This is a genomic window from Janthinobacterium sp. TPC_1 (genome assembly GCF_056037845.1).
In genome coordinates, this window is sequence record NZ_CP195157.1 from 1919979 (window position 1) to 1932153 (window position 12175).

13 protein-coding genes and 2 pseudogenes are annotated in these 12175 nt (G+C 64.5%); 10 read left to right on the forward strand and 5 right to left on the reverse strand.

All coding sequences use genetic code 11. The features are described 5' to 3' along the window. Nucleotides 1-13: 13 nt before the first annotated feature. The 10 genes and pseudogenes from ACQVLG_RS09395 (at nt 14) to kefC (ending at nt 7872) form a co-directional block, all read left to right on the forward strand. Nucleotides 14-1147: a M14 family metallopeptidase gene (locus tag ACQVLG_RS09395; protein WP_474294160.1), complete on the forward strand. Its 1134-nt coding sequence runs from the start codon at nt 14-16 to the stop codon at nt 1145-1147. Further along, a complete protein-coding gene (locus tag ACQVLG_RS09400; protein ID WP_474294162.1) occupies nt 1093-1590 on the forward strand; it encodes a hypothetical protein in 498 nt (165 codons plus the stop codon). Before ACQVLG_RS09395 ends, ACQVLG_RS09400 begins: the two co-directional genes overlap by 55 nt. Nucleotides 1591-1607: 17 nt before the next feature. Beyond that, the gene (locus ACQVLG_RS09405) at nt 1608-1844 is read left to right on the forward strand and encodes a hypothetical protein (RefSeq protein WP_474294164.1); all 237 of its coding nucleotides are present in this window, start codon (nt 1608-1610) and stop codon (nt 1842-1844) included. A 125-nt stretch (nt 1845-1969) separates the two neighbouring features. Beyond that, nucleotides 1970-3055, forward strand: coding sequence for an ankyrin repeat domain-containing protein (locus ACQVLG_RS09410; RefSeq protein ID WP_474294166.1), 1086 nt, complete (start codon nt 1970-1972; stop codon nt 3053-3055). A gap of 109 nt (nt 3056-3164) precedes the next feature. Next, nucleotides 3165-4322, forward strand: a pseudogene (locus ACQVLG_RS09415) (MGDG synthase family glycosyltransferase). After that, nucleotides 4319-4803, forward strand: a pseudogene (locus tag ACQVLG_RS09420) (hypothetical protein). The pseudogenes ACQVLG_RS09415 and ACQVLG_RS09420 overlap by 4 nt, the downstream one beginning before the upstream one ends. Continuing rightward, entirely contained in the window at nt 4800-5384 is a 585-nt protein-coding gene (locus ACQVLG_RS09425; RefSeq protein WP_474294168.1) for a dual specificity protein phosphatase family protein, read from the forward strand. Before ACQVLG_RS09420 ends, ACQVLG_RS09425 begins: the two are co-directional and overlap by 4 nt. After that, nucleotides 5381-5686, forward strand: coding sequence for an SRPBCC family protein (locus ACQVLG_RS09430; RefSeq protein ID WP_474294170.1), 306 nt, complete (start codon nt 5381-5383; stop codon nt 5684-5686). The genes ACQVLG_RS09425 and ACQVLG_RS09430 overlap by 4 nt, the downstream gene beginning before the upstream one ends. A 2-nt stretch (nt 5687-5688) precedes the next feature. Then, a complete protein-coding gene (locus tag ACQVLG_RS09435; protein ID WP_474294172.1) occupies nt 5689-5964 on the forward strand; it encodes a hypothetical protein in 276 nt (91 codons plus the stop codon). 84 nt (nt 5965-6048) lie between these two features. Next, nucleotides 6049-7872 carry a glutathione-regulated potassium-efflux system protein KefC gene (gene kefC, locus ACQVLG_RS09440; protein ID WP_474294174.1) on the forward strand — a complete coding sequence of 608 codons (1824 nt, stop codon included), beginning with the start codon at nt 6049-6051 and terminating at the stop codon, nt 7870-7872. A gap of 19 nt (nt 7873-7891) precedes the next feature. On the opposite strand, the gene ACQVLG_RS09445 is transcribed toward kefC, so the two are convergent. From ACQVLG_RS09445 to ACQVLG_RS09465, 5 genes are all read right to left on the reverse strand, one after another. After that, a complete protein-coding gene (locus ACQVLG_RS09445) occupies nt 7892-8044 on the reverse strand; it encodes a hypothetical protein (RefSeq protein WP_474294176.1) in 153 nt (50 codons plus the stop codon). Between the two features lie 2 nt (nt 8045-8046). Continuing rightward, entirely contained in the window at nt 8047-9771 is a 1725-nt protein-coding gene (locus ACQVLG_RS09450; RefSeq protein ID WP_474294178.1) for a M3 family oligoendopeptidase, read from the reverse strand. 194 nt (nt 9772-9965) lie between these two features. Next, nucleotides 9966-10928 carry a tRNA 2-thiocytidine(32) synthetase TtcA gene (gene ttcA / locus ACQVLG_RS09455; RefSeq protein WP_474295593.1) on the reverse strand — a complete coding sequence of 321 codons (963 nt, stop codon included), beginning with the start codon at nt 10926-10928 and terminating at the stop codon, nt 9966-9968. Nucleotides 10929-10933: 5 nt separating this feature from the next. Beyond that, entirely contained in the window at nt 10934-11332 is a 399-nt protein-coding gene (locus tag ACQVLG_RS09460; protein ID WP_230540306.1) for a dihydroneopterin aldolase, read from the reverse strand. 53 nt (nt 11333-11385) lie between these two features. Further along, complete coding sequence (locus tag ACQVLG_RS09465; protein ID WP_474294180.1) at nt 11386-12174, reverse strand: SDR family oxidoreductase; 789 nt, start codon at nt 12172-12174, stop codon at nt 11386-11388. Between the last annotated feature and the right edge of the window lies 1 nt (nt 12175).

The window sequence follows — 12175 nt, forward strand, 5'->3', positions numbered from 1 at the left end:
TGGAGTTTGACCCATGCTACGCCACGCCCTGCTGTCTGCCGCCTTGTTGTCCCTGTTTTCTGCCCATGTACATGCCGCCCCGGTCCTGACGCGGTGGGTGGCCGAGCGCTCGGGCTTTTTGAATACGGGCCGCTATGCGGAAGTGGAAACCTTGTGCCGCCAGTTCCAGGCGCGCTATCCGAAGCAGGTGCGCTGCATCGAATTTGGCCGCACGCCGGAAAACCGCCCCATGCTGGCGCTGGCCGTCTCCAGTACGGGCGCCCTGACGCCGGCCGAAGCGGCGCGCCGCAAGCTGCCCGTGCTGCTGGTACAGGGCGGCATCCATGCGGGCGAAATCGATGGCAAGGATGCCGGCTTCCTGGCCTTGCGCGAAGTATTGGAGGGCAAGGCGGCGCCCGGCGCGCTGGATAAACAGGTGCTGCTGTTCGTCCCCGTCTTCAATGTCGACGGCCATGAGCGCTTCGGCCAGTGGAACCGTCCGAACCAGCGCGGCCCCGTGGAAATGGGCTGGCGCAGCACGGCGCAAAACTATAATCTGAACCGCGAATACATGAAGGCCGATACGCCCGAGATGCAGCACATGCTGGCGCTGGTGAACGCCTGGGATCCGCTGGCCTATGTCGATCTGCACGTCACCGATGGCGCCCAGTTCGAACCCGATATCTCGATCCAGGTCGAACCCGTGCATGCGGGCGATGCGGCCCTGCGCGTGGCGGGAACGGCGCTGCGCGATCAGGTCCTGGCCGACCTGGCCAGGCAGGGCTCCGATCCGAAACCGTTTTATATTTCGTTTGCCGAGAACGACAACCCGCAATCGGGTTTTGTCGATTCGGCGCCGAATCCCCGCTTCTCGCATGGCTATTTCCAGCTGCGCAACCGCTTCGGCATGCTGGTGGAAACCCATTCGTGGAAGGATTATCCGACCCGCGTGCGCATCACGCGCAACACCATCGTCTCGCTGCTGTCGCAAGTGGCGCAGCATGGCGCGCAGTGGCGGCAAACGGCGCTCGAGGCGGACGCGCGCGCCGCGCAGCTGGCCGGCGCCACCTTGCCGCTCACGTATAAAACGACGGACAAGAGCCGCATGATCGCGTGTTTCGTGGCTACGCCTACACGCGCACGCCGTCCGAGGTGTCGGGCGCGCTGATGACGCGCTACGATGAGACCACGCCGCAGATCTGGAACGTGCCGCTGCGCGACGAGGTCGTGCCCGACTTGCAATTGGCCGCGCCGCAGGCCGGCTACCTGGTGCCGGCAGCGCAGGCGCAGATGGTGGCGGCCAAGCTGCGCCAGCATGGCGTGTCGTACCAGGTGCTGGCCACCGCGCCCGGCAAGCTGCCGGTCGAAACCTTCCGCGCCACGCAGGTGAAATTCGGCGCGCAGTCGTTCGAAGGGCGCCAGACGGCGGCCGTGCAGGGCGCGTGGCAGAAAGAGGCGCGCGTGGTCGAGGCGGGCGCGCTGTACGTGCCCGTCAACCAGGCCAAGGCGCGCCTGGTGGTGGCCCTGCTCGAGCCGCGCGCGCCCGATTCCCTGCTGGCCTGGGGCAGTTTCAATACGGCCTTCGAGCGCAAGGAATACATGGAAGAATAAGAATACGTGCCGAAGACGTGGCCCGTGCGCAGCTGGCGGCCGATCCGGCGCTGGCGGCGCAGTTCCACGAAAAGCTGGCCAGCGACCCCGCGTTTGCAAAAAGCCCGGCCGCGCGCCTGGAATTCTTCGCCCGGCGCCACGCCTCGTGGGATGAGCGGCTGAACCTGTATCCGGTGCTGCGCACGGATGTCGTGCCGGCCGGCCTGGCATCGCCGCCTGCGCGCGCACTGCAGTTGTCAAATCGCGCAGATTAATCGAAAGAAAATGCTATTCTCCGCACGATGAGGACGCCGCCACCACGAGCAGAGACGAGAGATGGGTAACAACACACTGTACAAGCAGCACCGGGAAGCGTTTTTTTTTTCGTCTCTGCGACGCCGTGGGCGAGAATCAGGTGGAGCAGGTGCGCAGCCTGCTCCAGGCCACGCCGCTGCTCTCGACCTTGCGCCGCTACAACATGGATGACGGCGAATCGCTGCTGCATCTGGCCGCGGCCAGCGGCAGCCGCGAGGTTTGCGCCCTGCTCGTGTCGCTGGGCATGGATATCGATTTGCCGTTGCCCGGTTACCGCAACCATACGCCGCTGGGCGAGGCGGCCGGCCATGGCCACGTCGATACCTGCCGCTGGCTGCTCGAGCATGGCGCCGCCGTCGACGGCTTGCCGGACAATATACTGTCGCCGCTGGACAGCGCCTGCGTGGACGGCCATCAGGACGTGGTTGCCTTGCTGCTGCAGCGGGGCGCCAATCCGAACCGCCTGCATACGCGCTGGAATCAGGCGCCGGTCGATATCGCCGCCGGCTGGGGCTTTCCCGCCATCGTCCAGATGCTCGCTGCCGCCGGCGGCGTCAGCATATTCGATGTGCCGCGGCAAGCGGCCGCCTCGCCGCAGGATGCCATCCGCACCTTCATGCACAACAGCGCCGGCTGGGTACTGCCGGCCGTGTTCAGCCCGGACAGCGGCGACGCGCGCTTTTCGCTGGGGATCAGCTGCATCGATGGCAAGCGCGAGTTCAAGCTGCTGTTTACGGCCGGCCTGTTCCAGCAAGCGCCGATGACCGAACTGGCCGTCTGCCTGCCGACGCGCTGGCCGCTGACCGTCCACGGCTTTGCGGCGTGCAGCCCATGGCGCTTTCCCGTCGACCTGCTGGCGCGGCTGGGACGGCGTACCCTCGACCAGGCCAGTGTGGCGGCGGGCGGCTTGCTGCGGCGCGATGATCCGGACCTGGCGGACCTGGCGTGGCCGGACGGCGTCGATGCGCTGCTGGCCATCGACAAGCGCTGGAACCCGGAACCGGAGGAAGAAGACATTGCCGACGATGACAAGGTCACCATCTATCTGCTGGTGCCGGTGACGTTCACGAAAAAAGGCGCGCCCGCCGCCAGCGCCTTGGCGGCCTTGATGGAGCGCAAGCTCAAAGGCAACTGGAAAGCGTCGGCCTTGCCGTTTGCCATCCCACGCTAAGGCGCACGGCAGTGACAGATGCGCACGATCAACCGGATTCAATTGCGGAAAAATGTTATTCTTTCATCTTCCGCGCCTGCGGCCAGCTGTTCCATTCACCGGTTTCCCCATGACAGAAAAAAAACAGAAAAAGATTCTCTTGTTGAGCGTTTCGGCCGGCGCCGGCCATCTGCGCGCCGCGCAAGCCATCGAGGCATATGCCGGCCTGGAGCAGCACGCCATCGCCAGCCATCTCGATGTGATGGATTTTGTGCCCCCCGCGTTCCGCAAGCTGTACACGGATTTCTATATCAAGCTGGTCAACAAGGCGCCCGCGCTGTGGGGCTATCTGTACCATGCCAGCCACGACGCGCCGCGCGACAGCTCGATGCAGCGATTGCGCCGCGCCGTCGAGCGCCTCAACACGCGCGCGCTGATGGCGCAAATCGCCGCCTTCCAGCCCGACGCCATCATCTGCACGCATTTCCTGCCGGCCGAACTGCTGTCGCGCGCATTGCGCCAGCACCAGCTGTCCTGCCCCGTGTGGGTGCAGGTCACGGATTTTGATTTGCACCGCACCGCATGTGGGTGCATGAACAGATGCAGGGCTATTTCGCCGCCACCGACGAAGTGGCGTTCCGCATGCGCCACGAAGGCATTCCCGCCGACCGCATCCACGTGACGGGCATCCCCATCATGCCCGCCTTTGCGCAGGTGCCCGACTGCGCGCGGTGCGCGCAGGCGTTTGGCCTCGACCCGCGGCGCACGACGATCCTGCTGATGGGCGGCGGGGCGGGACTGGGCAGCCTCGATACCATCGCCGCGCGCCTGCTGGCGCTGGATGGCGACTTCCAGCTGATCGTGCTGGCGGGGAAAAACGCCGCCGCGCTGGCGGCGCTGCAGGCATTGGCCGGCCAGTACCCGGGCCGCCTGCTGGCGCAAGGCTTTACCAGCGAAGTCGAGCGCCTGATGGCGTGCGCCGACCTGGTGATCACCAAGCCGGGCGGACTGACCACCTCGGAATGCCTGGCGCTGGGCTTGCCCATGATCGTCAACTCGCCGATTCCGGGACAGAAGAGCGCGCAATGCCGACTATCTGCTGGAACAGGGCGTGGCCCTGAAGGCATTCGATGCAGTCACCCTGGAATACCGCGTGCGCCTGTTGCTCGATCATCCGCAGCAGTTGCAAGCCATGCGCGCGAAAGCGCTGGCGCTGGGCCGTCCGCGCGCCGCCAGCGACGTGCTGGCGCAGGTGCTGGCGCCGAGCGTGACGCCGGAGCCGGCGTGACGGGCGCCGTGGCAAAACCCTGGCAGATCGCCCTGACGCTGGCCTGGGTGGCCCTGCTGGGACTGTTTTTTGCGCAGGTGGAAATCCAGATCGAAGGCGCGGCCGGCTGGGCCGCCAACCTGCCCACCTGGCGCATCGAAAGCCATTGGCTGCTCGATATCTTCTGGGGCGGGCGGCCGATGACCGGCTACCATGCCTGGGTGTTTCCCTTCATTGCCCTGTTCTTCCATTTCCCCATGATCTTCCTGGCGCAATGGTCGCTGCGCCTCGAGTGCCGCGCCATCGGCTGCATCATCTGCTGTTCTGGATCATCGAGGATTATCTGTGGTTCGTGCTCAATCCCGCCTATGGCGTGGCGCACTTCAATCCGGCCCACATTGCCTGGCACAAGCACTGGCTGTGGTGGGCGCCGACCGACTACTGGGTATCGCTGCTGCTGGCTGGCGTGCTGCTGTGGTTTTCATACAAAAGGAAGTCATGACCTTATCGCCCTTGCCGCATCTTTTGCTGCTATTCCTGGCCCTGGCGGCCGGTTCCGCCGGCGCGCAGGCGCCCGTGGCGCCCGAGCGCAATGCCGAGTGGGCGACGCCGCTGCCGCACGTGTCCAACCTGCACCAGGTCACCCCCGTCCTGTTCCGCAGCGCAAAGCTCGACAGCGCCGACGTGGCGCAATTGCAGGCGCTGGGCGTGAAGACGGTGATTAGCCTGCGTTCCTTCCACTCCGACACGCAGGTGCTCGATGGCAGCGGCATCCGCGCCGTCCGCATTCCCATCAATACCTGGGCCATCCGCGACAAGCATGTGATCGAGACCATGCGCAGCATCCGCGCCGCCGAACAGCAGGGACCCGTGCTGCTGCATTGCCTGCACGGCGCCGACCGCACGGGCATGATGGCCGCCATGTACCGCATGCTGTACCAGGGCTGGCCGCGCGAGAAGGCGATCGACGAGTTGAAGAACGGCGGCTACGGCTATCACGCCGTGTGGAAGAATATCGAAAGCTACCTCAAGCGCGTCGACGTGGCGGCGCTGCGCGCGCAGATCGACGGAGAAAAACCATGAAGACCCTGCTGTGCGCACTGGCCGCCTGTTCCGCCTGCTATCCGCTGGCCGTCCTGGCGGCCACGCCTGCGCTCGATCTGCGCGATGTCAGCAAAGCCGGCATGCCCGGCAAGACCTTTGCCGCCACGACCAGCATGCCGGCGAGCGTGGCCACCGTCTGCGCGGCCATCCAGGATTTCGCCGGCTATCCGCAGTTCATGCCGAACGTGGACAAGATCAAGGTGACGGCCGCGGCGGCGGCGCCTCGCTGGTCAACGTCACGCTCAAGCTGCCGATGGGAAAAATCAAGCAATACCGCCTGAGAATGACGCCCAAGGTGCTCGACGCCAGTTGCAGCCTGGCCTGGAAGCTGGTGCCGATGGAGGGACTGAAGGTGGAGGACACCATCGCCGACACCAGCGGCTACTGGCAGCTGTCGCCGGATCCGCTCGATGCGGGCGCTGCCGCCGTCAAGTATCAGGTGTACACGGATCCAGGCCCGGTGCCGATGGGCCTGGGCTGGATCGTCGACAGCATGAGCCGCGACAGCATCCCGAAAATGTTCGACGCGCTGCGCGCGCGGGTGGCCGCGCGCAAATAGCCGGCGTGGCGGAGCAGCCACTTCACGCGGGCGCGCCACTTCAGGCATGATGTCGTTTCATCCACACATCCGCCCGGAATCCGCATGGAACACCACAGCTTTCTCATCAACATACTGTTTTACCTGGTGGCGGCCATCATCATGGTGCCGCTGGCCAAGCGCCTGGGCATGGGCGCCGTGCTCGGCTACCTGGTGGCCGGCGTCGTCATCGGACCGTGGGGCCTGGGCCTGATCAAGAATGTCGAGGTGATCCTCAGCTTTTCCGAATTCGGCGTGGTGCTGCTGCTGTTTTTGATCGGCCTGGAGCTCGAGCCCAAGCGTCTGTGGCTGCTGCGCCGTCCGATTTTCGGCTGGGGCGGGGCGCAGGTGGGCGTCGTCAGCGCGGGACTGTGCGCCGTGGCCATGGCCTTCGGCGTGGACTGGCGCACGGCGCTGGTCGGTGCGCTGGGGCTGTCGCTGTCGTCGACGGCCATCGTGCTGGCCACCCTGGGCGAACGCAAATTAATGAGCACGCCGGCCGGTTCCGCCGGTTTTTCCATCTTGCTGTTCCAGGATATCGCCGCCATTCCCATGATCGCGCTGGTGCCGCTGCTCGGTGGCCTGGTCACGCATAGCGGCGAACCGGGCTGGCTGCGCGTGGCCAAGCTGGCCGCCGTGCTGGCCGCTCTGGTGATCGGCGGACGTTTTCTGGTCAACCCCATCCTGCGCTTCATCGCCAAGACGGACTTGCGCGAAATCTTCACGGCGTTTGCCCTGCTGCTGGTGATCGCCATCTGCGTGCTGATGGAATCGGTGGGCTTGTCGATGGCGCTGGGCACCTTCATGGCGGGCGTGCTGCTGGCCGACTCTGAATACCGCCATGAGCTCATTTCCGACCTGGAACCGTTCAAGGGGCTGTTATTGGGCCTGTTCTTCATCGCCGTCGGCATGTCCGTCGATTTCGGCGTGCTGCGCGCCCAGCCGCTGCTGATCCTGGCCCTGGTGGCGGGGCTGCTGGTGGTGAAAATCGGCTTGCTGTACCTGCTGTCGAAGTTTGTCGACATTCCCCGCGGCCAGCAGCTGTTCTTTGCGCTGCTGCTGTCGCAGGGTGGCGAATTCGCTTTCGTCGTGTTTGCCGCCGCCGAGGCTGCGCATGTGTTTGCGCCGCAGACGGCAGCGCTGCTGGTCGTGGTGGTGACCCTGTCGATGGTGGCCACGCCCTTGCTGCTGCTGGCGCACGACAAATTCGTCGCGCCGCGCCTGCAGGGCGACAAGAAGCGCCGTCCCGACGACCATATCGAGGCGCAGGACAACCCCATCGTCATTGCCGGCTTCGGCCGTTTTGGCCAGATCATCGGCCGCCTGCTGGCGGCCAACAAGATCGGCGTGACGGTGCTCGATCATGACCCGGACCAGATCGAGCTGCTGCGCAAGTTCGGTTTTAAAGTGTTTTATGGCGACGCCACGCGCGTCGATTTGCTGGTGGCGGCCGGCATCGAGAAGGCGAGGGCCCTGGTGATCGCCATCGACAATGTGGACGACAGCCTGGCCCTGGTCGACGCCGTGCGCCTGCGCCTGCCCGAACTGACGATACTGGCGCGCGCGCGCAACGTCACGCATTACTATGAATTGATGAAGCGCGGCGTGACCCTGATCGAGCGCGAGACGTTTGCCGCGGCCTTGCTGCTGGGCGAGCAGACCTTGCAGCAGGTGGGCTTCAGCGCGGAGCGGGCGCAGCGCGCGGCCGGCATCTTCGGCCGGCATAACCTGAAAACTTTGCTGGAAGTGGCGCCGCACTTCCAGGACCAGCAAAAAGTCATGTCCCTCACGCGCCAGGCGCGCGAGGAGCTGGAAGACATGTTCGAGAGCGATGCGGCGGCGTTTGCGGCAGCAGAGACGGGAAAGCCGGCATCGGACACTCTGGCCTGACGCCGGCCTGCGCAGGCGCTTATTTCCCCCGTCGGCTCTCAATCGCCTCGATCTGGTCCATGATGCCGTTCATGCGCGCCGCCAGCGCCTGGTACGGTTTCGGCGAGGCCAGGTCGACGCCGGCCGCCTTCACCAGATCATACGGATAGGCCGAGCCGCCTGCGCTGAGCATCTTCAGGTAGGCGGCCAGGGCGCCCGGTTCCTTGTCGAGGATGCGCTGCGCGAAATCCTGCGCCGCCGCGCGATCGAGGTGGCGTACTGGAACACATAGTAGCCGTGATAGAAATGCGGCACATACGCCCATTCCAGCGCGTAGGCGGGATCGATGCTCATGACGCCCTGCGCTTCGCCGTGGTAGCGCTTGAGGATGCCGGCATAGATGGCCGTGATCTCTTCGCCCGTCAGCGATTCTCCTTTATCCACTTTGCCGTGGATGGCCGCTTCGAATTCGGCGAACATGGCCTGGCGGAAGAAGGTGCCGCGCAGGTTTTCCAGCGCCGCGCCCAGGTACAGCAGGCGCTCGTCGTCATCCCTGGCCTGCTTCAGGCGCGCGTCGAGCAGCAGCGCCTCGTTCGTCGTCGAGGCGATTTCCGCTACAAAAATACTGTACGGCGCATAGATCGACGGCTGCGCCTTGTTGGCCAGCACCGAGTGCATGGCGTGGCCCCATTCGTGCGTCAGCGTGCTGACGGCTTCGTAGTTGTCCGTGTAGTTGAGCAGCACGAACGGGTGCACGTCGTACGCGTCGCCATTCATGTAGGCGCCCGCCACCTTGCGCGGGCGCGGGTACACGTCCATCCAGCGCGCCTCCACGGCGGCGCCCAGCGCTTTCACATACTCGGGGCCCAGCGGCGCGACGGAATCGAGCATCATCTGCTTGCCGTCGGCCAGTGGGAAGCTGCGTTCGCTTTTCAGCAGCGGTGGGTAGATGTCGTAGTACGCCAGGTCCTTGATGCCCAGCATGCGCGCGCGCAGCTTGAAGTAGCGGTGCAGGGTGGGCAGGTTGGCGTTGGTTTGCGCGATCAGGGTCTGGTAGACGGCCGGCGGCAGATGGTCGGCGTCGAGCGCGGCGCTTTGCGAATCGGGGTAATGGCGCACTTTCGCGTACGCGGCATCTGTCTTCAGCTGGCCGTACAGGGTTTCGCCGAACGTGCGTTCATACTCTTTCCACTTGCCGAAGAAGGCGTCGAACACCCGCTTGCGGTCGGCGCGGTTGTCGTCGCCCCGGTATTTCGTGTAGGCCGCCTGGTCGAGGCGCACTTCCTTGCCATCCGATAGTTTGATGGTCGGCCACGGGATTTCCGCATTGGCCAGGGTGCGGTAGATGCTGGCGGCCGAGCTTGTTGCCAGGCCGAACTGCGCCACCAGTTGTTCGCCTGCCGCATCGAGCGTGTGCGGCGCGCTGCGCAGCATGTTACTCAACTGAAAGCGGTACAACTGTAGCCCCTTGTCTTGCGCCAGCATGGCATCGATGCGCCTGGCGCCCAGGGCGAGGATTTCCGGCTGCAGGAAGGTGCTTGCCTGGCTGAACTCGTTGCCCAGCAGGGCGGCGCGCTGGTTCAGCTGGTTGCCCTTGCTGTCGCCCGTATCCTGGTCGTAGTACTGTGCCGCATAGGTGGTGAGCGTGTTGACGCGCTTGCGCGCCTCGGCGTACAGGTCCAGGCAGCTTTTCAGGCGGGCCGGCGAGGTTTTCAACTGCCCCTTGCAAGCGCCCAGTTGCTGCAACTGGGCCGACAGCTTTTTCGCGTCGGCGTCGAAGGCGGCATCGTTCTGATACAGCGCCGCCAGGTCCCAGCGGTCGGCCTGGCGGTCGGCGGGTGCGGGAGCGGCGAAGGCGGTGGCAAGGCCGAGGGCCAGCAGGGAGAACAGCAGGGGGCGCTTGAGCGCGGATGGCGTCATGGTTCATTCCAGTGAGGTTGTCGGAAGAATGCGTGCTGACCGCCGGGCAGGAATGCGCGCGTGACACATCGCGTACCGGCAGAGCTGACTACGGTACATCAAATGGACGCAGGGGGAAAGAGGGCGGATGCCGCCACCTGGGCGGTGGCGGCGAAACAACATGGGCTTACAGCAGCGGATTACAGCGCAGCGGATTACAGCGGTTGCAGCGCGATGGTGCCGAACGTGGTCGGCGTCGAGCATGGCTCTTCGTCGAAGGCGATGTCGCCCATGGGGTTGGCCACGCCGTCCGCCTTCAAATCCTTGAAGCCGAACAGTTTCGGATCCATCAAATGCGATGGCGCCACGTTCGACAGGGCCGAGAAGATGCTTTCCACGCGACCGGGGAACTTCTTGTCCCATTCGCGCATCAAGCCCTTGATCTGCTTGCGCTGCAGGTTTTCCTGCGAACCGCACAGGTCGCACGGGATGATGGGGAAGCCCTTGACTTCCGCATAGCGCTGCGTGTCCTCTTCCTTCACGTACGCCATCGGGCGGATGACGATGTGCTTGCCGTCGTCCGATTGCAGCTTGGCCGGCATGCCTTTCAGTTTGCCGCCGAAGAACATATTCAGGAAGAATGTTTCCAAAATATCATCACGGTGGTGGCCCAGGGCGATCTTGTTGGCGCCCAGCTCGTCTGCCACGCGGTACAGGATGCCGCGGCGCAGGCGCGAGCACAGCGAGCAAGTCGTCTTGCCTTCCGGGATCAGGCGCTTGACGATACTGTAGGTATCCTGGTTTTCGATGTGGAAGGCCACGCCCAGTTCCGTCAGGTAGGCGGGCAGGATTTCCGGCGGGAAGTTCGGCTGCTTCTGGTCCAGGTTGACGGCGACGATATCAAAATGAATCGGCGCGCGTTCGCGCAAGGTCATCAAAATGTCCAGCAGGGCATAGCTGTCCTTGCCGCCGGACAGGCAGACCATCACCTTGTCGCCGTCTTCGATCATATTGAAGTCGCCGATGGCTTGCCCCACCAGGCGGCACAGGCGCTTGTGCAGCTTGTTGTTTTCCAGGGCGATCTTTTCCGCCTTCTTGCGCGCCAGTTTCTGCGCTTCCGCGTTGGCCGGGAATTCCACAGCCGTCGTCGCCGTTTCCAGCACGGCGGTGTTGCTCATGTTGTTCATACTTCATCCTTGATCTTGAATACTTCCACGCCCACGCCTTCGCAGTCGGGGTACACGTCCGGTTTCATCGACGAAACGCGCGCGGCGCGCACGCGCGGGTGGGCCAGCATGGCGGCGAGCACATCGTCGACCAGGCTTTCCTGCAGCTGCACGTGGCCTTGGGCCATGCGTTTGGCGATGGTTTCACGCATGAAGTCGTAGTCGACCACTTCTTCCAGCTGGTCATCCTTGGGCGTCGACAGGGCCAGGGGAATGTACAGGTCGACGTTGATGAGGACGCGCTGCTCGCCCTTTTTTTCGAAGTCGTAGACGCCGATGTTGATGAGGACTTCGTAATTGCGCAGGAACAGCCGGCGGCAGTCAAGCAGGCGAGGGTGGGACAGGGCGGACGACATAGTTTTACCTTTTAGGGAATGCTGGAATGCTGGTTGTTTGGCAGGGCTGCTGATTATTTGGTCAAAAACATGACGTCGCGCGGCAAACCGATCAAATGCTGGCCGCCATCGACCAGCAAGGTCGTGCCCGTCAGCGCGCGCGCGCGCGCCACGTAACAGACGCTGTCGGCCACATCCTCGGGCGTGCTGGAGCGTCCCAGCGGCGTGTTTTCATGCGCCTTGGCAAAGTTCGCTGCCGTCTGCTCGCCGGAGACCATGGTGATGCCGGGGGCAATGCCCACCACGCGCACTTTCGGCGCCAGCGCCTGGGCCAGCATGGTGGTCGCCGACAGCAGCGCCGCCTTGGACAGGGTGTACGACAAAAAATCAGGATTGAGATTGTACAGTTTTTGGTCCAGCAAGTTGATGACCACGGCTTGCCCGCCGCTTGGGGTGGCCTGGTACAGCGCTTGCGCCAGCAGGATGGGGGCGGCCAGGTTGGCGTGCATGTGGGCGTCCAGGGCGGCGACGGAAAAATCGCCCGCATTGTCGTATTCAAACAACGATGCGTTGTTGACCACGCAAGTGACGGGTCCCAGCGCCGCTTGTGCCTGCGGCAACAGCTGGCGCACGGCGTCTTCCTGCGCCAGGTCGCAGGCGAACGCTTGCGCGCGGCGGCCCAGCGCCGTGATGTCCGCTACCAGGCTGTGCGCTTCCTCGCGCGAGTCGCGGTAATGGACGGCGATATCCCAGCCGTCGCGTGCCAGGCCCAGCGCGATGGCGCGGCCGATGCGGCGCGCGGCGCCCGTGACGAGGGCGACGCGGGGAGTGCTGTCGAAGGGCGTTGTCGTTGCTTCTGTCATG